Annotated in this window: 16 protein-coding genes and 1 pseudogene (1 of these 17 only partly in view); 5 read left to right on the forward strand and 12 right to left on the reverse strand. The window is 70.3% G+C overall.

The window, feature by feature from the left end; translation table 11 throughout:
• Positions 1 to 435: the start of an NAD-dependent succinate-semialdehyde dehydrogenase gene (locus MNOD_RS17680; RefSeq protein WP_015930295.1), read on the reverse strand. It extends 1,023 nt beyond the left edge of the window; only the first 435 of its 1,458 coding nucleotides appear in the window; the start codon lies at positions 433 to 435; its stop codon lies off the left edge, out of view.
• 527 nt (positions 436 to 962) lie between these two features.
• On the opposite strand from MNOD_RS17680, the gene MNOD_RS17690 reads away from it, so the two are divergent.
• Complete coding sequence (locus tag MNOD_RS17690) at positions 963 to 1,352, forward strand: hypothetical protein (RefSeq protein ID WP_015930296.1); 390 nt, start codon at positions 963 to 965, stop codon at positions 1,350 to 1,352.
• A gap of 315 nt (positions 1,353 to 1,667) precedes the next feature.
• Here the strand turns inward: MNOD_RS17690 and MNOD_RS46755 are convergent, their stop codons facing one another.
• The 10 genes and pseudogenes from MNOD_RS46755 to MNOD_RS17735 form a co-directional block, all read right to left on the reverse strand.
• Positions 1,668 to 1,937: a hypothetical protein gene (locus MNOD_RS46755; protein WP_015930297.1), complete on the reverse strand. Its 270-nt coding sequence runs from the start codon at positions 1,935 to 1,937 to the stop codon at positions 1,668 to 1,670.
• A 626-nt stretch (positions 1,938 to 2,563) separates the two neighbouring features.
• Positions 2,564 to 3,574: a plasmid partitioning protein RepB gene (gene repB / locus MNOD_RS17695; protein ID WP_015930298.1), complete on the reverse strand. Its 1,011-nt coding sequence runs from the start codon at positions 3,572 to 3,574 to the stop codon at positions 2,564 to 2,566.
• Positions 3,571 to 4,797 (reverse strand): plasmid partitioning protein RepA, encoded by a 1,227-nt coding sequence (gene repA, locus MNOD_RS17700; protein WP_015930299.1) that lies wholly within the window; start codon positions 4,795 to 4,797, stop codon positions 3,571 to 3,573. The genes repB and repA overlap by 4 nt, the downstream gene beginning before the upstream one ends.
• A gap of 363 nt (positions 4,798 to 5,160) precedes the next feature.
• A complete protein-coding gene (bcsN, locus tag MNOD_RS17705) occupies positions 5,161 to 6,207 on the reverse strand; it encodes a cellulose biosynthesis protein BcsN (protein WP_015930300.1) in 1,047 nt (348 codons plus the stop codon).
• On the reverse strand, positions 6,204 to 8,198 hold the full coding sequence (locus MNOD_RS17710) for a hypothetical protein (RefSeq protein ID WP_015930301.1): 1,995 nt from the start codon (positions 8,196 to 8,198) through the stop codon (positions 6,204 to 6,206). Before MNOD_RS17710 ends, bcsN begins: the two co-directional genes overlap by 4 nt.
• Entirely contained in the window at positions 8,183 to 9,292 is a 1,110-nt protein-coding gene (locus MNOD_RS17715; RefSeq protein WP_043748928.1) for a family 8 glycosyl hydrolase, read from the reverse strand. Before MNOD_RS17715 ends, MNOD_RS17710 begins: the two co-directional genes overlap by 16 nt.
• Positions 9,293 to 9,585: 293 nt before the next feature.
• Complete coding sequence (locus MNOD_RS17720) at positions 9,586 to 12,114, reverse strand: cellulose biosynthesis cyclic di-GMP-binding regulatory protein BcsB (RefSeq protein ID WP_015930303.1); 2,529 nt, start codon at positions 12,112 to 12,114, stop codon at positions 9,586 to 9,588.
• Positions 12,111 to 14,543 carry a UDP-forming cellulose synthase catalytic subunit gene (gene bcsA, locus MNOD_RS17725; protein ID WP_015930304.1) on the reverse strand — a complete coding sequence of 811 codons (2,433 nt, stop codon included), beginning with the start codon at positions 14,541 to 14,543 and terminating at the stop codon, positions 12,111 to 12,113. The genes MNOD_RS17720 and bcsA overlap by 4 nt, the downstream gene beginning before the upstream one ends.
• Positions 14,544 to 14,996: 453 nt before the next feature.
• A pseudogene (gene bcsS, locus MNOD_RS17730) lies at positions 14,997 to 15,730 on the reverse strand (cellulose biosynthesis protein BcsS).
• A gap of 218 nt (positions 15,731 to 15,948) precedes the next feature.
• Positions 15,949 to 18,384: a response regulator gene (locus MNOD_RS17735; protein WP_015930305.1), complete on the reverse strand. Its 2,436-nt coding sequence runs from the start codon at positions 18,382 to 18,384 to the stop codon at positions 15,949 to 15,951.
• Between the two features lie 440 nt (positions 18,385 to 18,824).
• Between MNOD_RS17735 and MNOD_RS17740 the strand changes: the two genes are divergently transcribed.
• Positions 18,825 to 20,108, forward strand: coding sequence for an amidase (locus tag MNOD_RS17740; RefSeq protein WP_015930306.1), 1,284 nt, complete (start codon positions 18,825 to 18,827; stop codon positions 20,106 to 20,108).
• Between the two features lie 316 nt (positions 20,109 to 20,424).
• Here MNOD_RS17740 and MNOD_RS17745 read toward each other — a convergent pair whose 3' ends face one another.
• Entirely contained in the window at positions 20,425 to 21,141 is a 717-nt protein-coding gene (locus tag MNOD_RS17745; RefSeq protein WP_015930307.1) for a GntR family transcriptional regulator, read from the reverse strand.
• Positions 21,142 to 21,240: 99 nt separating this feature from the next.
• Here MNOD_RS17745 and MNOD_RS17750 point away from each other — a divergent pair, with 99 nt between their 5' ends.
• From MNOD_RS17750 to MNOD_RS17760, 3 genes are all read left to right on the forward strand, one after another.
• Positions 21,241 to 22,290 (forward strand): zinc-dependent alcohol dehydrogenase, encoded by a 1,050-nt coding sequence (locus MNOD_RS17750; protein WP_015930308.1) that lies wholly within the window; start codon positions 21,241 to 21,243, stop codon positions 22,288 to 22,290.
• A gap of 68 nt (positions 22,291 to 22,358) precedes the next feature.
• On the forward strand, positions 22,359 to 24,104 hold the full coding sequence (locus MNOD_RS17755; protein ID WP_015930309.1) for an acetolactate synthase catalytic subunit: 1,746 nt from the start codon (positions 22,359 to 22,361) through the stop codon (positions 24,102 to 24,104).
• A 165-nt stretch (positions 24,105 to 24,269) separates the two neighbouring features.
• Positions 24,270 to 25,475, forward strand: coding sequence for an ABC transporter substrate-binding protein (locus tag MNOD_RS17760; RefSeq protein ID WP_015930310.1), 1,206 nt, complete (start codon positions 24,270 to 24,272; stop codon positions 25,473 to 25,475).
• The last annotated feature ends 89 nt before the right edge of the window (positions 25,476 to 25,564 follow it).

Consider the following 25,564-nt stretch of genomic DNA (forward strand, 5'->3'; position numbering starts at 1 on the left):
CACGAGGATGCGCCGGTCCCCGGCCGGCCCCGGGAAGGCATCGCCATAGTTGCGGCGCGCCTCCTCGGCGAACCATTTGACGAAGCTCGCCCCGTACAGCACCTCGCCCCGCGCCTCGGCGAGCGGCTTGCCCTGCTCGGCCGTCATGATCGCCGCGAGGTCGTCGGCATTCTCCAGGATCAGTGCATTCCAGCGCTCCAGGATCGCGGCGCGCTCCGCCGAAGGCCTCCGCCGCCAGGCCGGGAAGGCAGCTTCGGCAGCGGCGATCGCCGCCTGCGTCTCGGCCTCGCCGCAATTCGGCACCGTTCCGACGCGCTCGCCCGTCGCCGGGTCGATGACCTCGATCACGCCGCCCTCGGCATCGCGCCACGCGCCCGCGACGAAGGCTTGGTTGCGCAGGAGCGCGGGGTCGCGCAATCGGTCCGTCCTGAACATGGTTCGCCTCTCAGAAGTCGATCAGCACGCGCTTGGTCGGCACGCTCTTGGGCCGCAGATTGGTCACAACCGCCTTCCGCCCGCGTCCTTGCCGATCTCGGATCGCCCGTATCCCGATCGGGATCGACCGGGTGCCGCGCAGGGTCCGCCTGGGCTCGCAGGCACCCGGGATCCCGCCGGGGTGGAAGGCTGGGACATTCGCCACAAAGCATTCATGGCCGCGGCACTCATGGGTCCGTGCAAGCCCGGCGGGTCACGATCCGTCTCCAGGCGGGCGGTTCTCTGCGCAGCATAACCCCGCAGCAACGCAGCGCCCCGCCGTCGCGGGGCGCTCCGCCAGGCGATCCTGCCTTTTGCCTGCGCGGCAGCGGCAGGATCTGCCGACCGCAGCCGGCCCATGACAGCCGACGGATCGGGCACGATCCTCGCCGATCGCCCGAAGTCAGCCCTAAGGCCAAACCGGGACGAGGAACCACAATGGCGCCGTGCAGCTTCTCTCTTGCCACCAATGGCAGGAGGAAGACGTCATGAAGGCTCCAACTCTGCTCACCGCTGCTGCCATCCTGACTCTCGCCGCGGGCTCGGCTCTCGCAGGGCCATGCGACACCGGATCCACAAAGGGCAAGAGCCCGGAGCAGCACGCCACCAACACCAAGAGCTCGGATGTCGATCAGGGCAGCAAGAACCTGGCTGGCGGGCAGCAGCCGGCCTCTCCGGGCACGGTCGGAGCCATGAACAACGTCGGCGCCAACCAGATGACCGGTGACAAGCCCGGCGCGAGCGACACCAGGCAAGGAACCCAAGACCCTGCCAGCAAGAACCTGGCTGGCGGGGCGCAGCCGGCCTCTCCCAAGACGGTTGGCGCCATGAACAATGCGGGTGCCGACCAGAAGCTTGGCCGGAAGGACGATTGCTGACCTGACGACCGTCGCCTCGCGCGCCGACATCCGTCTGATTTGTTTCGGGCGGATGTTGCACGCGGCATTGTCGCGGCTCGGGCCTGTCGGATCGACCAGATCCGTACGCCGGAACGGAAGAACACCCGGCGGAGGGATGGGACCCGGCCGGGCGGTCTCAGCGGAAAACCTGGTTGGTCCTGCTCGTTGATGCGGGCCTCATCGCGTCTGGTCCGATCAGAACAACGCTGGCCTGGGTGGAAGGGCCCGGCCGGCGGTGAAGGAAGACATGGCCGATCCGGCCCGACCGGCGGCTGGTCCAGGCCGGCGCTCCTCTCAATGCGTCGTGAAGGGCGCTATCGGTTCGGCGAAGAGGTCGATCCCGGCCGCATACGCGAAGCTGCCGGTCAGGTTCGCAAGCTCGTCGACCAGATCCGCCGCAGTCATCGAGCGCGACAGGCGGGACAGAGCCACAGCAAACAGCGCCCGTCCTATCTCATGGTCCGTACATCCCAGTGCGCGCAGTCGGTCTGCTGCGGTTTCGATCCGCTGTATGGCGAGACGGATGATCTCGTCGCGCTCTCCTCGACCGTGTTCGACGTTCATGGCTCGCCCTCCAAGCGGCACGCGGCTGTATGGCGACCAACGCACAGGGCGGAGTTATTGTTACACCCGAGACCCGTGAGCCCGTCATTATCGCTGGCGATGTCTGGGCTTATTGCCCGAAATCCCGGACCGAGGCGCTGTGCGTGATCCGCTCCTGCTCCGGGAATGCGGCAGGGCGGGCGACCCCGGCCGGCCGTCTTCGGCCGTGAGGCGGCTCCCGCGCCGGCGCGGTCGACCATGCCTGTCCGGGGTTCGTCCGATGAGGTCACGGCAGGACCATCATGCCGTGGGCGCTCGCGCGCAGGCAAAGAAAACCCGCCGCGGCGATGCCGGGCGGGCGGAGGAGACCTCAATGTCAGTAGTACCAAACCTATCCAGCCCTGGCGGGAAGAGGTAGGCGACTTTCGTACATGATTTGATCGTGGACTATGTATCGGCTCGGCCTGACGGGCCCTGCCACCGCCGTAGCCGGACCCGAGCGACGCGGACACCGCAGGGTCCGCGATCCCACGCCTCGCTCTGTTCGGGATCGGGCATTGCCGGCGGGCTGCCCTGCGCGGGCCCCCTCCCCCATGCGGCGGACTTGTCAGCTGACAAGTCCGCCAACCCTCTGATGCCAGCGATGTCTACCGCCGACGAGCCGCGTCGGGTGCGGTCTCGTCTCCGGGGCGGCCCGTCTCGAATTCCCGGATCAGGTCGGGGAGGCGTGCCTCCAGAAAGGCCTGGAAGGCCGGGAGATCGCTCGTCAGGCGCAATATTCGCCCCGTCCGCTCGATCCGGGCGACCGTCTGCCCGCCCCGCAGCCTGAGCGTCTCGCTTCGCGCCGGCGCAGCCTTGGCCTGCAGGCCAGACAGAACAAGGCTGAAGCGCTGATCGCTGCCCGCGCGCCGGAACTCCTCCGAGGCGAGCACGCCCTGAACCCTGCGGACGGCCCCGTCCTGGCTCAGGAGCTCCACCAGGGCGAGCCAGCGCGGCCGGCCGACCTTCGGCGCAGGGCCGATCGCCCGGATCAGGTCCGCCGATACGGCGCCGGCGACCGAGAGCAGCCGGGACAGCTCCGGTGCGTCGACGCCGAGCGCGGCCTGAATGGTCGGACGATCGAAGCGCCGCTCCTCAAGGCTGGCCGCGAACAGCGCCCGCTCGATGAAGCTCAGGTCGCGCCGCTCATTGTTCTCCTTGCCCTGCGCGATGACGAGCTCACGATCGGACAGGGCCCGCACGATCGCGCGCACCGGGCGGCCGAGCTCGGCCGCTGCCCGCAGGCGCCGATGGCCATAGGCCGCCTGATACCGCCCCGGGGCCTCGGGATGCGGCCGCACCAGGATCGGCACCTGTTGACCGTGCTCGGCGACGCTCGCTCGCAGCTGCGTGAAATCCGGATCGGCCGCGTCCGCGATGCGGTCGGCGACGATCGAGGCATCGATGAGGTCGGCATCGAGCTCCACCACCCGCTCGACCTGATCGAGCTGAGCGCGCAGCTGCCTAGCCTCCTCGGCATCCTTCGAGAGGCGCTGGAGGCCGAGATTCATCGCCTTGATCGCACCCGAGGTCGCGCGCTTGGGCGAGGCCTCGGATGCGCCGGGCTCGACGGCGAGCCCGCTCGTCAGGATCTCGCGCAGGGCATCCCGTCCCTTCATGCCACCGCCCTCCCCCAAGCCTGTCTGACCAAGGTCTCGATCTCCCGATTCACGGCGTCGAGGGACTCGATCGCCCGATCGTAGGTGTTGCGGTTCATCGTCTCGCGGCCCGCCTCATAGAGGGTCTGCTTGGACAGGCCGGCATCCGACACGGCCGTGGACTTCACCATCACGCTGGTGAGAACCCGCTCGGCGAACAGGCCGCGCAGGAAGGCCACGATCTGGGTCTGCGGCCCGTCATTCGGCTCGTAGCGCGTCACCACATAGCGCAGCCAGCTGTAGGAGAGATTGCCCCCTGCCTCGCGCACGACGGCGAGCAGGTCCGCCGTCATCGACAGGAACTGGTTCATGCTCGCGAGATCGAGCATCTGCGGGTGGATGGTGATCAGCACCGAGGTGGCCGCGCACAGGGCGCTCAGGGTGAGAAACCCGAGCTGCGGCGGGCAGTCGATCACCACGAGGTCGTAATCGGCCTCCACGGTGGCGAGCGCCCCGGCCACCCGGGCGAAGAACAGGGCATCGCCCTCGTCGCGCTTGTCGGCCAGCATGCGCGGCGTGTCGTGCTCGAACTCATGAAGCTCGAGATTACCCGGCACCAGGTCGAGGCCGGCGAAGTAGGTCGGCCGGATGATCTCGGAGAGCGGGCGCCGGGCGTCGTCGTAGCGGATCGCCCCGTACAGCGTCTCGTTGTCGGCGACGTCGAATTCGGGCTGGTAGCCGAACAGGGCCGAGAGCGACGCCTGCGGGTCGAGGTCGACGGCCAGCACCCGGTATCCGCGCAGCGCGAAATACTGCGCGAGATGGGCCGCCGTCGTGGTCTTGCCCGAGCCGCCCTTGAAGTTCGTCACCGCGATCACCTGAAGCGGCTCGCCCGGCTGGCGCACCGGCAGGTAGCCGGGCTTGGCCTTCGCCAGGACGCGGCGGATCTCGTGGATCTGCTCGAGGCTGTAGGCGCGCCGCCCCGCCGCATTCTTCTCGGGTTCGGGTCCCTCGCCGCCGAGCGCGAGGTGGCGCAGATAGCTGTCGGTCACGCCGATCAGCCGCGCGGCTTCTCCGCTCGAGAAGCGGCGCAGCTGCTTGCGCGCCTGAGGCGGGAACAGCTTGGCGCGCAGGGCCTGCAGCTGCATGCTGAGCGCCTTCGCGTCGCCCGCGATCACCTCGTCCATGGCGAGGCCGGGCTCCCGATTCACGAAATCAAGGCTTTCGGCGGCGACCGTTGGCATTCACGCTCTCCCAGGCAAATCATGCCTTCTGCCGTGAGATGTCATTGAGCTTGGCAGCAGCACTGCGAGTCAAGCGATTCGGTGACCATGGGCCGCCATGGTGACCCACTGGGTCCCGGAAGCCACAGGCCGGGCGTGGCCGAAAACCGGCGATTGTCAGCTGACAATCGCCTGTTTCGCTTGAATCCGCTGCGTTTCTCGCCTCCGCCGGGCCTTCTGGCCCTGCACCCGCCAGGACGCCCGTGCGACCGTCGGATCGGGTGCCGGCAGTCGCGCGCACCGGGAGAGGCCGGTCGCGTTACCCGAAGCATGCGACGCGCCGGAGGACCCCGGATGGAGAGAGGCGGACGCAGATGATCCGCCTTACCGGTCAGGGGGCGAACGGAGCGGCGGCGGCCGGTAGGCCTCCGGCGGGAGGTCGCGCGACAGGCTTTCTCCCGGCGTGCGCCCCGGTGCCGGCTGCGGAGCCAGGTGGGAGCCGCCGGGGGGCGCGGGCGCCGTCATCCCGTCCGTGATGTAGCGCTGCGGACCGCTCGGGGCGGAGGCGTCCGGAGGAGCGGCAGGGGGTGCCGGGGCCGCGGGCGCCGGCGGGACGATGTAGCGGCGCCCGGGTTCAGAGCTGTCGCTCGGCGGCGGAGGGGATGGCGGCGCAGGCGCGGCCGGCGGAGGTTGAGACGGCCGCGCGACGGGTGCCTCGGGAGCCGTCCTGGCTCGCGCCGGCACCGGCGCGGCGGGCTTGGGCTGGGCTGGACGCGAGCGCGGCTTGGCGGGCCGGGCCACGGGCGGCGACGGGATTGCTTCGCGAGAGGCGAGTGCCGGGCGGTGCGGAAGGGCGATCGTCATACGCGCGACTGCGCGCAGGAGATCGCCGAGGCTCGCCTGCGCCGTGCGGCAGAGACGAATCCGCAGGGACAGGGCCTGCCGGCCGGCGGGCGGCGGCGACAGGGGCCCCAGCAGGCCCGGGCGCTCGTCGCCGCGCGCCGCCCGGGAGGCGCGCTCGAACCACTGCCACGCATAAAGACAGTCGGCACTCACCGCGAGGCCGATCGGCCCGTAGGCGTTGCGCTGCGGGGTGGTGACGACGCGCATCATCTGGCCGGGGAAGCGGGCGGCCAGCTCCCCGGCGATCCCGAGCTCGTTCGGCTTGGCGAGCCGCGGCGGAAAGGCGAGCAGCAGATCCCCGGTCTCGGTGCGCAGGCCCACCTCGGCGCGGTTGCGCCCGTCTCCGCCCTCGAACCGGATGTGCTGATCGAAGCCGTCGCGCACCCGAATTTCCTCGATGCCGGCGACCCGGCCGGCCCCGGGGAGATGGAGCACCGGCGCCGGCTGGGCCAACCCGCGACCGGGCGCGGCCACAACCATGCTCCCGAGCAGGAGCGCCCCGAAGCGAGGGCGTGATGCGCCCCTCACGGGTGGCTCCGCGGCGGCAAGGCCGTGCGCTCGCCGCCATCCCCGCTCGCGGAGGACTGCCGGGGGACGGAGAAACGGTCGAGCCGGTTCGGTCCGGCGGCGGCCCGGCTCTGCTCGGCCTGCTGCTCCTGCCACAGCGTGCCGGTTGCCGGCGGGCTTAAAGCCGCCGGCTTGTCGAGGCCGTTATAGCCCGGCAGCAAGGCGTAGCCGTACCGCTCGTAGGGCATCGCACCGGCGCCGGGCACCCTCCGGGCGACGAGGGGCATGGCGCTCGCCGGATCCTTGGCGTAGCTGCCGGCCGGCACCGGCTCGGCGAGCGCGCGCTGCAGCGACACGGGAGGGTAGCGCAGCGTGTTCTCCGCCGAGACCGCCAGCGGAAACTCGTTGCGCTGCACCGCCGGCGGCCGTTCCTCGCCTTTGCGGCCCAGCGCCGCGTCTGGACGCGGCACGCGCCCATAGGGCGCCGACGACTCCGGCTTGGCGGCAGCCGGCCCGGCCGGCCGGGCCGGGGAGGGCGGCTGGGCCTGGTTGAGGCAAGGGAGCGGCGGACCGTCCGGATCCTCGCGGAAGACCAGGTCGACGACTTTCGGGAACAAGCCGTCGTAGCGGTTCACCACCTCCAAGAAGGCGCGCTGCCGCTTCAGCCGCTGCAGGGTGAGGGCATAGCCGAAGACGGTGGTCTCGCTCGGCAGCCAGGCGGTGGCGCGCCGGAACCATTCGAGCGCCGTGTCGAACTGGCAGGAATTGTAGGCGTACCACGCCAGCCCTTGCGCGCCCTCGCCGGAGCCGGATTCGACGACGACCTTGGCGTAGCGCTCGATGCGGGCCGGCTCGATATGGGGGGGGCTCGCCAGCGTCAGCTTCCGCTCGAGAATGTCGATGAACAGGATCTCGTTGCCGACGAAGCGGTCGCGCCACGCATAGGCGACCTCTTCCGCCTCGCGCGGCATGTTTAGCTCGCGCAGCGTATGGGCGAGCCCATGGGCCACCATGGCGTCGCCGCCGCGGGCGATCGCCACCTTGAACCATTCGAGGGCCTCCCTGAACTGCTTGCGCTTGTAGGCGTACCAGCCGAGGAGCCCGGTCTGGCTCGGATCGGCCGACTTGCGGGCATAGGCCTGGAAGGCCGAGAGATCGGCGAGTGTCGGGGGTTGGGCCGGCTCGTCGTGCAGGAAGGCCGCGATCCGCGCCCGCGTGATGTCGAGGCGGATCGCGTCGAATTCCGAGGTTCCCCCGGCATCCAGGCGGCCCATGGCGATCAGGCGCTCGGCCTGCTCCATCTTGAGATAGGCCATCGCCTTCTGGATGGTGGCAAGGCGCGCGCCCGTGTCGTTGCTGGTGTCGAGCACCGACTTGTAGAGCAGGAACGCATCCTCGCCCGCCCCGGTCGCCGCCAGGGCATCGGCGACGATCCAGATGCTCTCGACATCGGCCGGATCGAGCGCGCCCGGGTCGGCCCGGAACAGAGCGACGACCTCCTCGGGACGCTTGCCGGCATTTGACTTCGCGCGGTTGCGGAACTCTGCTTGGCGCAACTTGCGAGAGAGTTCCTCGGAGGGCTGCCAAGCCGGCTCGATCGACCGGCGCGCCGTGATCGCCGCTCGCAGATCCTCGAAGCGACCCGCCGTGAACAGGTCCCAGAGCGGCGCTTCCTCCGGCGGGCTCGGCTGCAGGCTGTCGAGATCCGGCGGCTCGGTCCAGCCGGGATAGAGCCGCTTCAGCCGCGCGATCTCCGCCTTCATGCGGTCCGTCTGCTTCTGCGAGGCGTAGTAGCGCAGCGCGCTCTCGTCGACCATGCCGGAACCGCCCGACGTATCGGGGTCGACGACGATCGCCGGCGCGCGCGCGCCATCGCCGTAGACGACCCGCGAGGCCGTTTCGGAGCCGCCGACCGGGGCCGGCTCAGCCGCGAGCGGTACGACGAGAGAGAGACCGAGCAGGATGGCCCAGGGGAGGGCTCGGCACTGCGTGAGGCTCAGCGCTTGAGGCATGACGGATAGCGCATTCGCACCGTGATCAGGCTGAGCAGGTGCAAAGTGGTCGGGTAGTAGTTCTGATTGGGCTGCACGGTCTCCAGGCTCTCCGGCCATGGCGTGTTGTCGACCGCGCAGGCCACCAGGGCCGGCAGGGCGCCGTAGCCCGGTTCGGTCAGCCATTCCGCCGGCCTACCGTCGCTCGTGTCGACGATCGGCAGGCGCTCCCCCTCGATCCCGCCCCAGAGCCTGCGGAAGGGCGCGACATCCTCGGGCTGCCCGACGGCGGCCCAGGCCAGGTAGAGAGGAACCCGGATGGCATTGTAGGAAAAGAGGGTCGGGAAGCCGTCGGCGGGGCGCACCACATCCGCCTTCGCGGAGATCCACTCGGTCGGGAGGCTGCTCGGCCCGAAGCGGGCTTGGCGCACCAGTCCGAGGCCGCTGCGGATCACCGCGGCCCAGTCGTATTCGGGCGCGACGATCGGCAGGCGCTGGAAGGCGGGAAACACCCAGTAGGAGAGGTTGACGAGCGGACCGTCGGACCGGTCCTGCGCGGAGAAGCCCGAGACGGCGGGCAGGATCAGCGGCCCGTGCGGATCCTTGAACAGGATCGCCTTCCGGCCGAACTCGACGGCGATGCGGCGCGCCGCCGTGCGGTAGGAGGGCTCACCCCAGGCCTCGGCGGCCTCGGTGAGCGCCCAGGCCACCAGGATGTCGCCGTCGCTCGCGTTATTGAGGTCCGCTACCGCCGGGCGCTTGTCGGGCGCCCAGCGCCACGCCATCAGCGCATCCGGCCGCACCATCAGGTTGGCGCGCGTCCAGCCCCAGATGCGCTCGAAGCTCGCCCGATCATTGGCCGCGACCGCGAGCAGCATCCCGTAGCCCTGGCCCTCGCTGTGGCTGATCCGATCGTTGGCGGAATCGATGATGCGGCCCTGCTCGGTCACGAACTGGCTGCGGTAGAGGCGCCAGGCCGCCGGATCGGCGAGGCTCCCGGCGAGGGTGGGGCCGGCCGCTGCCGTCGCGCGGCCATCCTGGCGGGGGGAACTCGGAAGCGCGGTCGCGGGCGGCACGGTCGTGGCCTCCGGCTGTTGGGCACGGGGGGCCTGCATCGTGATCCCAACGGCCACGAGCGCAATCCCGACGAGGCGGCCGCACCGGCTCCGTCCAGAGCGCTCCCCGCCGAAGTGGATGCCGGTTCGGCGTAAGGGAGCGCGAAACATTAGAGACTTGGGAGCCGTGCCCGTTTCAGCCGAAACGGGCACGGCTCTAAGCAGGTTTCGGAAAAGTGCCTTGCGGTTTTCCAGCAAAAACCTGCGGCATACCAAGAGCCTCAGCAGGCTTGCGGTGGCGTGCCACCGCTTCGCCTGCTGAGCCGCCGGCCGGATCGGATGCAGCGGCGACCTCATCGGCTCCGCCTGCCGAGATGCCGCACCAGGCTCGTCGTGGTGAGTCCGAGACAGAGGGCCATCAGAAGCGCCATGCCGACATAGATGACGGGATTGAGCGACAGCCACGCGGCCGCGACGAGCCGGATATTCGTGGGCGACCAGGGCTGCGTCTCGATCAGCCGGATGCGCTCGGGCGCCACCGCGGTGAGCGTGCCGTCGGAGGCGTCGAGGAAGGCCGCGCGTCCGACGAGATTCTCCCAGACCATGGGGTCGACGAGGCACGACACCGAGGCCTTCAGCATCGACGGATTGGGCGCCGTGACGAGCAGCAGGGTGTCGCCGAGGCGCTTGGCACCGGGAGCCTCGGCGATGATCAGCGAGGCGCGCGGGTCGACCTCGACCGGGGCCGCAGCCGCGGGCGCGCGGAGGCGGTCGAGTGCCGCGATCCACAGCGCGGAGGCCGTCCGGGTCGCCGTCGTCCAGCCATTCGCCAGCGAGGCCAGGACGGGGTTGGGCGGGTGCAGGGACGCGTTCCAGCGGGCGATGAGATCGTGGTCGGAGGGCGGCGGGGCGCTGCGCGGGGGAGGGGAGGGGGCCTGCGCGGCGGGGGCAGCGGCGCGCAGCGGCACCGTGGCCGGCGGCAGGGCGCAGCGCATCGGGATGTTGCGGCGCAGCCGGTCGAGGGTGAGGATGCCGGCGGCGCCGAACTGACCGGGTGTCACCACGGTCTCGGCGCGCGCCTCCCAGATCCGCCGGATCTGGCCGGGGTCGAGTCCGGCGGCCTCGATGGTCAGCGGATTGAGGGCGCGGGCCGGAGCCACGACGAGGCTCGCCCCGCCGCCCGCTTCCCGCTCATCGGCGCCGACCTCAAAATCGATCACCCGTCCCGCCGCCATGGCCAGGCGGGCGGCCAGAATCGCGGCCGCCTCCACCGAGTCGCGGTCGGGCGTCGGCAGGACGAGACGCGGGCGCGGTCCCACGGCCACGAACGGAACCGCGCCGGCCTTGACCGCCGCGAGGTCCGGGGAGCGGACGGCGCGCGCGAGCGGCGGCACCACGAGATGCGTCCGGTCGAGGAACAGGAAGCGGGACCGCTTCGCGCCGGGCGCGAGCGTGTCGCAGGCCCTGTCGGCCGCGACCGGCAGCTGGGCGGTGATCTCCACGCGGTTCAGGCCCGGCCGCCACAGGCTCAGCGGCAGCGGAATGGCGTTGTCCGCGAAGACCTCCCCGCGCGCATAGGGAAGCGGCAGGCTGGCGGCGTTCTTGCCGTTGATGTCGACAATGATCTGGGCGGTCGGCTCCAGACCGGACGCGTAGCCGCCCACCAGATGGAGCATCACCTTGCCGTAATCGGCCGGCACGAAATCGGCCGGAAAGCGCATCTCGAAGGCGACGCGCATCAACCGGCCATTGAACTCGTGGGACACGATGCCGAGCGTGTCGAGGCCGAGGGTCTCGCCGCCGCGGATCGGATAGCCGCGCGCCAGGCTCGCGAGGCGGATGCCCGCGGGCGTGCCGCCCGCATCGCCGGTGCGGGCCAGCTGGTCGATGGCCTGCCGCACCTCCGCGCCGCTCGGCCCCGTCACGACGAGCGTCGGGGCCCGTCCATCGCGGGCGGACAGAAGGGCGAGCTTCGGCCCCGTAACCGGTCCGATCTCCTCAAGCCCCTCCGTGCCGCGGATCTCGGACGGGGTCCCGACCACGAGGTTGAGGCCCGCGCGGCCGGCGAGCGGCGGCCCGAAGCTGACCGCCGGACGGGCGAGCTGGCCGATCAACGCCACTGCCTGCACGGCGCCGATCATCCGCTCCAGACGGTCGAGGCTCGGCTTCTCGGAGACGGGAAGCCCGATCGGCAAGGCTCCGCTCTCGTCCGGCTCGAGGGCTGCGAGGGAGCGCAGATCGAGATCGCCCGCCGCCGGGACGACCAGGCCGGAGCGGGAGGGGTCGATCTGGGTCCACAGCTCGTAGGTCGCCGCGAGGGAGCAATCCACGCGATGGCGCTGGCTCGCCGTGACGGTCACGGCGTTGTAGCCCGGCTTCAGGAGACCGTCCGGCAGCGCGAACTCGACCACCTTGACGGCACCGGGCGCCTGGATCCGGGTCCAGCCGACCTTGGTCCCGTTCACGCTCGCCGTCAGGCTGGAGGCTTCCGGGGCGACCGAGATGGCGGACAGGTAGGATACCCGCAGCCGGGCCGGTCCGCGCAGCTGCCCCTCCGTCAGGAAGAGCGGAAACTGCAGGACGTCCTCCTCGCCGGCGAGGCGGAAGCCCTCGGTACCGGCCGGAAAGCGGCGCGCCGCCGCGATCGTCCCCACGATGGGCGCGCGCCGCCCCGCATCGGTGACCGTCTCCGGGCGGCCGACCTTCGCCGGTGGGCGCTCCGGGGCAGGCGGCGAGCCACGCAGCGCGTCCCCGGACGGCGGCACGGTCAGGCGCTCGGCCGGGCCCGTGCCGAGAAAGCTCTGTGCCCGCACGGGGGCGCCGGCGAGCGCGCCGGTGAGCAGGGCCAGAGCCTGGAGAATGCGGCGCGCCCTCACGCTCACACCGGTCTCGGCTGACTGCGCTCGGCGGAGAGGAGGCGCTCGTTCTCGAACTCCACCATCAGGCGCACCCAGTCGCTTGCCGGCTCCGCCTCGGCGGGCGGGCTCCCGGCGGGCTCTGCCCTCGGCCGCTGCGGATCCGGCGCGCCGGACGGGGCCGCCTGAAACCGCGCGATAGCGGGTTCCGCCGCAGGCGGCGTGATCGGAAGCGCGTCGCCGGCCCAGGCGAGTTCCGCCGGCGGCAGGCTCGGCTCCGCGGCGGAGGGGGGCGGCTCCGGCAGGAACAGGTAGCGGATCGCCCGCAGCGGCTCGACCAATCCCCACCACGCGAACTGGAGGATGCCGGACAGGATGCTCTTGTGCCGCCGGCGGCGGAGCTGGAAGCGATGCATCGCCTCGCTGTCGCCGTACATCAGGCCGGCGAGCGCCGGATAATCCTTAGGCCGCAGGCTGCGGAAGCTGAGGCGGCAGACCGCATCCTCGCGGTTGCGCGCGACGTGATCGAGGATGACCGGCAGGGTCCCGCCTGCCGGCGCGCCTGCGGGCGGAAGCACCGTAAGCAGGCCCGCCATCGGGCGGTGCCCGGCCCCCGGCGCAAGGAGCTTCGCCCCGAAGCGGATCGTGCAGCCCCGAGCCGATACGCGCTCGATGATGACATCGACCGAGCGGCCTTCGAGCGCGAGGAGGCCGCGCCGGGCGATCGGCAGCGCGGGCGCCGTCTCGGTCTGCCGACGCTCCGCGCAGACGCCGAGGGCGACGCCCGCCGTCATGAGATTGAAGAAGTTCCACAGGCCGACCACCAGCATCAGGTTGGTGACGCCCGGCTCGAACAGGTAGCGCCAGGCCGAGACCGCGCAGCCGACGAGCAGGAGGGCATAGACCGCGAAGAACGGCAACGACAGCGCCGAGAGATGATCGTAGTCGAGGCTCAACCCCTTGCGCGTCACGTTGAAGGTGGGCTTGCGGGGCGAGACGATCACTGACGCGATCGCCTTGCAAAGAAAAAGACCCTGGATGTATTCGTAGAGCTCTGAGATCAGCGGCCACCGGAACTTGCCATAGACGTAATTCTGCATCATCAGATTGATAACGATATAGGTCGCCGTGTAGGCGATCGATTCGTCGACGCTGGCAACGAAAATCTTCAGATCGAAGAAAATATGCAGAAGCGGCGCGAACATGAAGGTGAGCCGCGGCACCGGAAAGAACCAGAAGCTGATGCTCGACAGGTAGCCGAGCCGCTGGATCGGCTTGAGCCCCTTCTGCAGGAGGGGATTCTTGAGAAGCAGGATCTGAAACATGCCCTGGCACCAGCGCGATCGCTGGCCGATGAGGTCCGCCAGCGTCTCGGGCTGCAGGCCGGCGATCAGCGGCTTGTCCACGTAGGCGCTGGTCCAGCCTCGCGCGTGGAGTTCGAGCGCGGTCTCACAATCCTCCGTGATGGTGATGCCGGAGAAGCCTCCGGCCTCGTCGAGGGCGGTCCGGCGCAGGAGCGCGGCCGAGCCGCAGAAGAAGGAACTGTTCCATTTGTCGAGGCCGCGCTGCGTCACCGCGTAGAACATCTCGTTCTCGGAGGGCATGCGGTCGAAGGTGCGCAGGTTCCGCTCGATCGGATCCGGATCGAGGAAGGCGTGGGGCGTCTGGACCAGGAAGAGGCGCGGATCGCGCAGGAAATGGCCGACGGTCTCGCGCAGGAACGACCGGAACGGCGCGTGATCGGCGTCGAACACCGCCACGAGATCGCCGGTCGCGTGGGCGAGCCCGTTGTTCAGGTTGCCGGCCTTGGCATGCAGGTTGTCGGCCCGCGTGAGATAGCGAATGCCGAGATCGGCGCAGAGGCGCTGGAGCGTCGCGCGCCGCGCCTGGGCCGCGGCACGCGTCTCGGCATCGGGATCGGCGCATTTCTGGTCGGTGCCGCCGTCATCCAGAAGCCAGACGGTCAGCTTGTCGGCCGGATAATCCATCTGCCTGGCGGCCGCCAGCGTGAGGGACAGGATCGCCGCGTCCTCGTTGTAGGACGGGACGAAGACATCGACCCGGGGCAGGTCCTCGGCCGGGCCGAGCGGTGGCGCAGCGCGCCGGAGCGGCTCCGCATTGATGATCAGGCTCAGAAACAGGATGAACACGCAGTAGAGTTCACCCGCGAGCAGCAGAAGCCCGAAGCCGAAGCTGACCGGATCGCCGGGTGACGGCAGCGTGCTCGTGATGCGCCATAGCATGTAGCGCAGCACGACGAGGCTTCCCATGGCGAGAAAGACGAAGCGGGTCCGCGGTCCATCCAGGAACAGCCACAGGCCGATCATCGCCGCCATGGCCGCGAGGCTCATGGCAAGCTGGTTCTGCGTGCCGACCGGCTGACCGAGGAGAAGCAGGCCCGCCGTCGTCGTGATCATCCAGGCGAGCCATCGAATCGCGACCCCCACGCGCACCATCCCCCCATCGCCGCTGGGACGCACGACGGCATCGCCTAGGGCCGAAACCGACTCGAAGCCTCCGCATAAGCGCTCAACTGTGGCAATTTTCGAGAATTTCTCAGCGGCGCCGCAGGGACGGCGATCGCACATCCGGATGCGATTGCGCAGGGTTACTGCACAATGCGCTTTGAATTATGACACCATACAGTCAGCAGCATGCATGTATTGCGGTCTTGCTTGATGCGAGGCCGATCACACAGTTGAGGATGAACCGCGCGCGAGACTATCCCAGGCTACCTATATCGATCCTTTCGGGCAAGCCGGAAACAGTCGAGCAGTACCGACTCATGGCGTGCAATTCATTCGCGGTCCTCAAATCGCGCGGACAAGCGCCTTGCGCCTCTTCGGCATGGCGCATCGCGAGCCCCTGCCAGACATCGTGAGCGCCGATCCGCCCGCGCGGATGTGTGATCAAAATGTCGCGCGGGCCTCGACGCTCGTGTAGTATCCCGATTTCTGCACGCGGTCGTGGACGTAGCCGGCTCCCAGCGAGACGCTCACAGGCCCGAAAGAAATGCCCGTCAGATGGGCGCCGATGCGATACTGGCGGAAGAAGTCGTCGCCGAGGAACAGGGCCTCGGGTCCGATATACGCGCCATCCGCCACCATGTAGCCGACGCGGAAGTGTGAATAATAGGCGTTGAACTTGGTCGAATACGAGCCGTAAGCCGAGACCATGGTGCGGTCGGTCGGGGTCGCGTAGAAATTCGCCGCGACCTTCAGGCCGACGCCGGTCCCGACCACGGGATTGCCCGGATCCGGAACGGAGAGCTGGTTGCTGCGGACATTGAAGCCGATGAAGCCTGCAAGGGCCGCATCGCGCCACACCCACTCGTAGCCGCCGAGCACCGATCCTTCCTGCTGGTAGCCGGTCACGCGGGTGGCCACCGCCTGGCCCGGATAGGAATAGGTGCCGGCCACCCCCTCGACGCGGATGCGCGGGCCGCTCTGCGTCGCCGGCCGACCGGCGCCGCCGTGATCGTCACGGAGCCGAAGGCGGAGCTGTTCGAGGTCAGGCTGGTCGAGCCGTCGACGGCGACGGCCCAGCTGTCGTCGACCTGCTGCTGCTGGGCGCCGGTGTACCAGTCGGGCGCGGTGCCGGCGGCGGACAGATCCGCGGCCGCAACGGCCGAGGTGGCGAGCAGCGGCACGGTTGCGGCGAGGAGAACCCGAGGGGCCGCCGGGCGCCGCGTGGCCCGATTTTCGCTGACCCGATGTTTGCTGAACGTCCGCAAAGCGGCCTCCACAAACCCGGTTGCCGATGCACCGATTTATCGAGCCTGAGGGTTAACAAGCCCTCAGCGGGACGCGGGAACGCCACGAGAGCCGCCGCTTGCCGCCGTTCCCCGAAACCGGCGGGCTGTCAGGCCGCGGCGCGGGCCTCGGCACGTTGCAGCACGGCGGCCAGATCCTCGGGGCGGAACGGCTTCTCGAGGTGCAGGAACGGGCGCGCGGCACCGGGTAGCTGGCCGCGCGGGCTGGCCAGGACGATCCGGATCCGCGGGTGCTGCCGGACCACGGCGGCGGCCAGCTGCAGGCCGCTCATCACCGGCATCGACTGATCGACGATCATCACGTCGAAATCCGCCTGCTCCCCGAGGAGCCGCAGGGCATGATCGGCGGATGCCGCCTGGACCACGCCATGCCCGAGATCGGCCAGCGCGTCGGCGACGCTCATCCGCACCAGGCTGTCGCTCTCGACAAGAAGGACACGCAGCGGCGCGCGCCCGCTCGACGGGGCGGCTGCGATGGCGGCTTGCCGCGCGAGGGCGGGCAGCCAGATCTCCGCGAGGAACGCCGCCTCGCCGCTACCGTCGTCGCGGAGGCGCCAGCCGCCGCGGAGCCGGCGCACGAGCGGCGCGACCATCGCGAGGGTGGTGGGCCCGCGAGTGCGGGGCGGAGATCCGGGCGCCGGCCGGCCGCTCGCGACCAGGAGACGCAGGTAGGGCCCCGGCGCGAGGCCGAGGCCCTCGTCGCCATCGGCCTCTTCCTCGGTCGCGGCGATCGCGAGACCCTGAAGGCCGAGATCCCGAAGATGCAGGGCGATGTTGAGCAGAATGACCTCGACGGTCCGCTCGCTGCAGAGCAGTTTCGGCAGGTGCGGCGGCAGACGGTCGACCACCGGCGTGTTGTGCAGCACGTTCGCCTGCAGGAAGGGGACGAAGGACGCGATCACCACCGAGAGGTCGCACTCGGCCGTCGTTTCGTCCTCGCTTCGCACGAAGGTCAGCATGCTCCGGGTCAGCGCCCGGCCCCGCAGGGCGCCGGCCAGCGCCGTGTCGACGAAGCGCGCCAGCTCCCCTTCGAGCTGATTGCGGCGCTTCAGCGTGCCGAGGCTGGCCAGAATCACTGTCAGGATGTCGTTGATGTCATGAACGATGCCGTCCGTGACGCGGCGCAGGACAGGGTTGCGCCGCCGGTCGGCCTTCAGCGGGACCGCCCCTTCCTCGTCCTGCCCGCGCAGCGCGCGGCTGAGGACGTGCAGACGCCATCCCCCCTCGCAGGAGGCGGGGCGGCGCAGGACACGCACGAGAACCCGGCTCCCGGTCCCCGGCGGGGTGGCGCGGAGGCGCAGCACGACGTCGTGAAGCCCGTCCGTCCTGGCGGCCGATTCGAGCGCGCGGTCGAGGAGCGCGCGGTCCGCAGCCTCGATCCGCTCCTTCAGGGCCGCCATGTCCGCCGTCAGGTCGACCGGTCCCGCGGCGGGCAGGCCCACCCGGTCCGCCCACACCACCCGTTGCGTGCCCGGATCGATCTCCCAGCAGGTCCAGCCGGACATCGCCTCGAACGAGGTCAGCCGGCCCTGGATGCGGTCGAGGCCCATCTCCGCCCCGGCGAGCATGCAGGCCGTGCTGCGCGCCCGGTCGAGGAGCGCGCGGGCGAGGTCGTCACATTCCCGAATGCGCGAGCCGGCCTCGGCCGGCCCGCCGGACGGCGCCGCGAGCTGCGCCAGCAGCCGTGCGGTGCGGTGGGCCAGGACGTAGCCGAGCCCGGCAGCGCCGAGCACGAGCGCGAAGCCCAGCGCCAGGGCAGGGGGGGCACGGCGCGGGGGCGGGATGGCATCGGGGGCGAGCCGGGCCGTGACCGCCCAGCCCGGGCTCGCCAGGCTTGGGCCGGCGCGCGTCGGGCTCGACATCCCCTCGCCATGGGGCGTCGCGGGCCCGCCGAGGAGCCGGCCGTCGGCGCCCCTGACCGAAAAGGTGGCGCTCCCGCCGTCGCCGTCGAAGGACCGGCGAACGCGATCCGCGATGTCGCTGAAAAAGGCCGGGCCGACACCCAGCACGAGGCAGTCCGACTGTCCCGGCACGCCGAGCGAGACCAGGAGGTCGAACGGTCTGTCCGTGTCCCCCTCGCCGGGACCCGTCACCACGGCGATCTGGGCGCGCCGTATCCGCAGCAGCGCGATCTGCTGGCCGAGGCCGGTCGTGCGCCGCCGCGGATTGCTCGCGATCGTCACGGTGCCGTCGGCCGCGACGAGGGCGGCCTCCCGGTAGGCGGGTTTCAGGCGGAGAAAGTCCCGCATGATGCCAAGCCCGTCGGACGCGGCCGGGCCGGAGCCCGCGGATCTCAGCAGGAGCGCCAGCATGCGGGCATCGGCCTCGATCTGGTTCAGATCGTGGTCGATCGCATCCGCGTAGGCGCGCGACAGCACGAGCTCCGCGCGACGGATCGCGGCGTCCCGGTCGGGGGCGGACGCGAGCGTGAAGGCGAGCCAAGCGAGTGCGACCACGACGGCCGCGACGCCGGCCAGCTGTGCGGCATTCAGAACCTTCAGGGGAATCCGCACGGAGTCCAGCATCCATCGCTCCGCCAGATCGGCAGCCTGGCCGTGGCCGTCCGGAAGCGGCCGCGCTCCAGCCGAACGAGCGCGGGAAGGCTTTAAGGCTCGGTTAACGATACGGGGTTGAGAGGATCGAAGGGTGGGGCGTTGGTGGTCATGCTCGCACCACTCCTATCGCACAGGCGCGCGATCGCACGTTGCAGCGAGGCCCGGATCTGCGGGGCTTGGCGCTCCTGACCGGGGAGGCCTGGCCTTTTCGCGCTTCAGGGCTCCTCATCCGGCCAAGGCCGGGCTAACTGGTCAGGAGACATCATGCGGCCGGGTAGGGCAGGATCCCGCCTCGTCACGACGCCTCCCCGGGTTGGAAAAAGTCCGAAAAGCATAATGATTCCGTGAGGCGGACGCCTGTGTTTGGTAACCGCAAGCGACTGTCGCTTCCTGCATCTGGAAATACCTGCATGACTTCCATCCGTGACGACCTCGAGCGCCGCCTCTCGGCGACCGAGGAACCTGCCAGCCGCCACGTCTTCACGACGCTCTATCCGGAGGCCGCTCGCGCAGCGGCCGACGCCGCCGATGCCCGCCGCCGGGTCGGAATCTCCCTCGGGCCGCTCGACGGCGTCATCGTGTCGATCAAGGACCTGTTCGACGTTGCGGGCGAGCCCACCACGGCGGGCTCGGCGATCCGGCGCAAGGCGGTCCCGGCCGCGCAGGATGCCCCCGTGGTGGCGCGCCTGCGGCGGGCCGGCGCGGTCATCATCGGCAAGACCAACATGTCGGAATTCGCCTTCTCGGGCCTCGGGCTCAATCCCCATTGGGGCACGCCCGGCAATGCCGCGGATCCGACCCGCATACCGGGCGGCTCCTCCTCGGGGGCCGGCGTCTCGGTGGCGCTCGGCACCAGCGACATCGCCATCGGCACCGATACGGGAGGATCGATCCGAATCCCTGCGGCACTGAACGGGGTCGTCGGCTTCAAGCCGACGGCGCGGCGCGTGCCGCTCGCGGGTGCCTTTCCGCTCTCGCCCTCCCTCGACTCGATCGGCCCGCTCGCGCGGTCCGTTCAGGCCTGCGCGGACGCCGACACGGTTCTGTCCGGCGAGGAGTTCGGTCCGCTGCGTCCGGTGGCCTTGCGCGATCTGCGCGTCGGCGTGCCGCGCGGGCTCCTCTTCACCGAAACCGATCCGATGGTGGCGCAGGCCTTCGAGGCCGCGCTCGGCCGGCTCGGCACGGAGAGCGTGCGCATTTCCGACATCGCCCTCGACGATCTGCTCGCCCGCATGGCGGAGGCGACGGCAGCCGCTCCGGTGGCTTCCGTCGAGGCCGCCGAGATCCACGCCGATTGGATCGATGCCGAGGAGGCCGCGTTCGATCCGCGCGTTCATGCGCGCATCTCACGCGGCCGCACCGTGACGGCCGGAACCTACATCCGCATGATGCGGGCGCGCGCCGAGCTGATCCGTGCCTGCGACGACCGCCTGGCCGGGATCGACCTGCTGGCGCTTCCGGCCACCGCGATCCCCGCCGTGCCGATCGCCGCCATGGCCGAGGACGAGGCCTTCACGCGCACCAACCTGCTGATGCTGCGCAACACCATGGTCGGCAATCTGTTCGACCTGACCGGCGTCTCCCTCCCGCTCCCGGGGCAGGCGCTCCCGGTCGGCCTCATGCTGCTCGCCCGTCACGGCCAGGACCGGAGGCTCCTGGAGATCGCGGCGGCCGTGGAGGCACGGCTGTGCTGACCTGACCTGCAGCGCTCGGGCTGGCGGGCGGAAACCCGCCGGAAGCCGGCGGCCGGATCGCGACGGACGGCGTTCTCCCGATCGCTTCGCCATGCCGCCGCCGGACCAGCCGACCGTGTGACAAACCCTCCCCCCTGTCCCGGGCGCATGCAGCGTCAGCGGAATGCGACCCGGGACCCAGCAAAGGAAGTCGCGCAGCGACCGCTTGTCAGCGCCGGTCCGTCGTATTGAGCCGCTTTGCGGCACATCCTTGTGCTGGTTCCCGGATCTCCTTCCACTTCGTTTCAGTCGTCCGGGACAGGGAGACTGCGCCCGCTCAGGAGGTCTCCGCCGCGGCCTGGACGTGGACCAGCAGACCCTGGCCGCCCCGTTCGATATCCTCGCGGACGGCGTCCCGTGCCTCCTCGGGATCCCTGCGCCGCAAGGCGTCGATCACGCGGCGATGCGGGTGTGGCTCCCAATCCGGCAAGCCACCATCGTAGAGATGGGACAGGATCGGCCCGCAGCGGACCCAGAGCATCTCGACGATCTCGTAGAGGACGGGCAGGCGTCCCAGGCGGCAGAGGGCGAGATGGAACTCGGTGTTCAGGTTCACCGCCCTGGCGAAGGCCTGCGTCTGGTGACAGGCGGTGATGGCCTCGTGAATGGCCGCGAGCCCGTCGATCTCGTCTGCTGACGCGATCCTTGCCGCGGTCGCGGCCGCCCGGCCCTCGAGGTCGATCCGGATCGCCCGGATCTCGAGAAGCTCGGAGAGCGTCAGCATCGGGACGATGACGGTCCCGCGCGCATCGAGCGCGAGCGCCTTCTCGGAGACGAGCCGGAGCAGCGCCTCCCGCATGGGCGTCGCGCTGATGCCGAAGCGGGCCGACATCGGCCGCAGCCGCAGGCGTTCGGCCGGGCGCAGCTGACCCCGCATCAGGGCCGAGCGCAGCTCCGCATAGGCGCGCTCGCCGAGATTCTCGCGAACGAGCGGGCGCACCCAGTCGGTCGGTTCGGTTTCGGGCTGATTCTGCGGCGCGGAACGGCTTGACATGCGGCCCTGTCTCGGTCGAAATTTGTTATAACAAATTACGAGCCTGCCTCATAGCAGGGCAGGCGGCGACGGTCAGCACCATCGCAATCCGGGAGGATCATGTTCGCGCTGCGCAAATCGGCGACTGCGTTCGGGGCCGATCTCATGGAGATCGATCGGCCGGGCCGTCCCGCGCCCGGCTTCGTGACGATCGACGTCGCGGCGGCAGGGATCTGCGGCAGCGATCTCCACGCCTACGAATGGACGCCCGGCTACGAGTTCATGGCGATGGCCATGCCGGTGACGCTGGGCCATGAATTCTCCGGGGTCGTGCGCGAGGTCGGGGAGGGCGTCACGGGCCTCGCGGCCGGCGATTCCGTCACCTGTTGGCCGACGGTCGCGTGCGGCGCCTGCGAGGCCTGCCGGTCCGGCGAGCCGCAGCATTGCCAGAACCGCGCCATCATCGGGCTGCACTGCGACGGCGGCTTCGCCGAGACGGTGACGGTCCCGGCCCGCAACTGCCGCCCCCTGCCGGCGGGACTTCCCCTCGACGTTGCAGCCCTGGCCGAGCCGCTCGCGGTTGCCGTGAACGCGGTCGACGTGGCCGAGGTGCAGCCGGGCGAGCGCGTCGTGGTGCTCGGCCCGGGCCCGATCGGCCTCGGCATCGCCTGGATCGCGCAGGGCCGCGGCGCCAGAGTCCTTCTCGCGGGCCTCGATGATGGTGTGCGCCTCGCGACGGCGCGCCGGATGGGCATCGCGCAATGCGTCGACCTGCGCGAGGAGAGCCTGGAGCAGGCGACCCGCCGGGTTTTCGGCGGCCCGGCCGACCGGGTCATCGAGGCGACGGGCGTGGCGCGCTCCGTCTCGGATGGCCTCGCGGTCCTGCGCTCCGGCGGCGTCATGGTGGTCGCCGGCATCCATTCCGCCCCCCTCGCCCTCGACCTCACGCATTTCGTGCGCAGCAAGAAGCAGCTGCGCGCCGCCCACGACACGACGGCCCGGGCCCTCGACGAGGCGATCCGGCTGCTTGCGCAGCACGCGGATACCCTGGCGGTCCTCATCACCCATCGGCAGCCGCTCGCCCGGGCGGTGGAGGCGTTCGAACTCGCGCGCAGCCGCACGGCCGTCAAGGTGATGCTCATCCCGGCCACGGCGGGAGGGGCGGCATGACGGCGATGCGGACGATCGTCCTTAGGTGAAAGCGACCACGGCGCAGCGTCTCGGGAAAGGACACGAGCATGACTATCGCGGCGAGATCCGCCTCTCCGGACGCGGGAGGCAACATGACCGGTGCCGACGCGCTCGCCGCTGCCCTGCAGCGTCACGGCGTGCGGGAGGTCTTCGGCCAGAGCATCCCCTCGGCCCTGTTCCTGGCCGCCCCGCATTACGGCATCCGGCAGATCGGCTATCGCACGGAGAATGCCGGCGCGGCGATGGCGGATGCCTTCGCCCGCATCTCCGGCCGGGTCGGCGTGGTGGCGGCGCAGAACGGCCCGGCCGCGACGCTGCTCGTCCCCGGCCTGGCTGAGGCGCTCAAGGCGTCGATCCCGGTGGTCGCCATCGTGCAGGACGTCAACCGCCGCTTCACCGACAAGAACGCCTTCCAGGAACTCGATCATGTCGCGCTCTTCTCGGGCGTGGCGAAGTGGGTGCGCCGCATCGGCGACCCGAGCCGGATCGACGATTACGTGGACATGGCCTTCACGGCGGCGAGCACCGGCCGGCCCGGGCCCGCGGTGCTGCTCGTGCCCCTCGACATCCTGGACGAGCGGGCGGAGATCGATGCGGTCGCGCCGCGGCGCGCGGCGAGCCTCGGCGCCTACCCGCTCGACCGCACGGTCGCGGATCCCGCCCGCATCGCGGAGGCGGCCTCCCTGATCGCGGCCGCGCAGCGGCCGGTCGTGATCGCGGGCGGCGGCGTCCATTCCTCGGGCGCCAGCGCGGAACTCGCGGCGCTCCAGGCCCTCGGCCTGCCCGTCGGCACCACCGTGATGGGCAAGGGCGCGGTCGACGAGACGAACCCGCTCTCGCTCGGCGTCGTCGGGTACTTCATGGCGCCCCGCAGCCGCTCCTCCCACCTGCGGGAGGTCGTCACGGGGGCCGATGTGGTGCTCCTCGTCGGCAACCGGGCGAACCAGAACGGCACCGACAGCTGGTCCCTCTACCCGCGCGAGGCCCGCTACGTGCACATCGACGTGGACGGGGGCGAGATCGGGCGGAACTACGAGGCTCTGCGGCTCGCCGGTGACGCCAAGCTCACGCTCGCGGCGCTGACCGAGGCGCTGCGCGCAACCGGCCTACCCGGCTCGCAGGATCGCCGGGCGGCCCTGGAGGCGCAGATCGCCGATGCCCGGGCGCGTCACGCCGAGGACATGCGCCGCCTCGTCGACATGGAGGCGGTGCCGGTCCGGCCCGAGCGGATCATGGCGGAGATCGACGCCGTCGTCACGCCCGAGACGATCATGGTCGCGGATGCGAGCTACGCCTCGATCTGGATCGCGAACTTCCTCACCGCCCGCAAGCCCGGGCAGCGCTTCCTGACGCCGCGCGGCATCGCGGGGCTCGGCTGGGGCCTGCCCTTCGCGCTTGGCGCCAAGACGGCCCGCCCGGACGCGCCGGTGATCTGCGTCACCGGCGATGGCGGCTTCGGGCATGTCTGGTCCGAGCTCGAGACGGCGCGGCGCATGCGGCTCCCGGTCGTGCTCATCGTGCTGAACAACCAGATTCTCGGCTATCAGAAGCACGCCGAGCTCTCGCTGTTCGGCAACTTCACGGATGTCTGCCACTTCGAGGCCGTCGACCACGCGGCGATCGCGCGGGCCTGCGGCTGCACGGGCGTCAGGATTGAGCGGCCGGGCGAGCTCTCGGGGGCGCTGCGCGACGCGCTGGCGGCGGACAGCGTGACGGTGATCGACGTCGTGACCGACCAGCGGGCCTATCCGCCGATCACCAGCTTCGAGGGGAAGGACGCGCTCGCGTACTGAACGCGGCGTGCGGTGGCCGGGAGACGAGACAAGTGCGGGGAACCCCTCTCCCGCCCGGGAGAGGGGAGGGCCCGCGCCGCTCGGACACTCCGGCGTGATGCGCGAACGGAACGGCCGATTTTCGGGACGGGCGGTCACAGCCCGCGAGCGATGAGGGGAGGAATCATGGGACAGTCTGTCGTCACGCGCGCCGTCCTGGCCGCATTGTTCGGACTCGCGGCCAATGCGGCGCAGGCCGAGGTGAAGTTCGGTGCGCTCTACCCGTTCAGCGGCCAGCTCGCGCTGCTCGGCGAGGAGAGCGCGCGCGGGCTCGAGATCGCGGTCGACGAGATCAACGCGGCCGGCGGCGTCCAGGGCGAGAAGGTGGTGCTCGTCCGCGGCGATGCGGTGGACAACAACCAGGCCATTGGCGAGGCGCGCCGCCTGATCGCGCTCGAGCGGGTGGCGGCGATCTTCGGCACCTATTCGTCGGCCCGCTCCATCGCGGCGAGCCAGGTGGCGGAGCTCTCCGGCGTGCCGTATTTCGAACTCGGCGCCGTCGCCGACGAGGTCACGGGCCGCGGCCTCAAGTTCCTCTACCGCACCAATCCGACCGCCGAGGACATGGGCAAGCTCGCGGTCGAGATGATCGTCACCAAGGTCGCGGGCGGCCTCGGCAAGAAGCCGGAAGACCTGAAGATCGGCATCATCCACGAGGATTCGAGCTACGGCACCTCGGTCGCCGGGCATCAGAAGAAGTTCGCGGCGGCGGCCAAGCTGAACGTGGTCACCGTGCAGCCCTATCCGGCCGCGACGGTCGACATGTCCTCGCTCGTCCTCGACCTCAAGCGGCGCGGCGTCGATATCGTGCTGCAGACCTCCTACCAGAACGACTCCGTCCTGTTCCTGCAGCAGGCGAACGAGGCCGGCTTCAAGCCGGGCGCGATCATCGGCGGGGGCGGCGGCTACTCCATGCAGCCGACCGCCGACGCGGTCGGTCACTCTGTCATTGAGGGCGTGCTCGACACCGACTTCACCCAGTTCCTCGTGAACACCAAGTACACGCCGGGCATCGAGGGCTTCGTCGAGACCTACAAGAAGAAGTACAACGCCAGCCCGCGCTCCGGCCATTCTCTCAACAACTATGTCGGGGCGAAGGTCATCCTGGAGGCGCTCAACAAGACGAAGGGCTTCACGCCGGACACGATCACCAAGGCGATGAAGGAGATCGACGTCAAGCCGGGCGTGACGGCAGTCGGCTACGGCATCAAGTTCGGCGCCAATAACCAGAACGAACGGGCCGCCATGATGGGCATGCAGTGGCAGAACGGCAAGCTCGTCACCGTCTATCCGGACGAGGCCGCCGTGTCGCCCATGCAGCTGCGCAAGTAGCCACGCTTCCCGGCGAGGGAGCGGCCGCTCCCTCGAGCAGGATCCGTTCACGGTGGAACGGATCCTGCTCCAGGTTTTTGATTGTGCCG

The sequence above is a fragment of the Methylobacterium nodulans ORS 2060 genome (assembly GCF_000022085.1).
GTDB lineage: Bacteria > Pseudomonadota > Alphaproteobacteria > Rhizobiales > Beijerinckiaceae > Methylobacterium > Methylobacterium nodulans.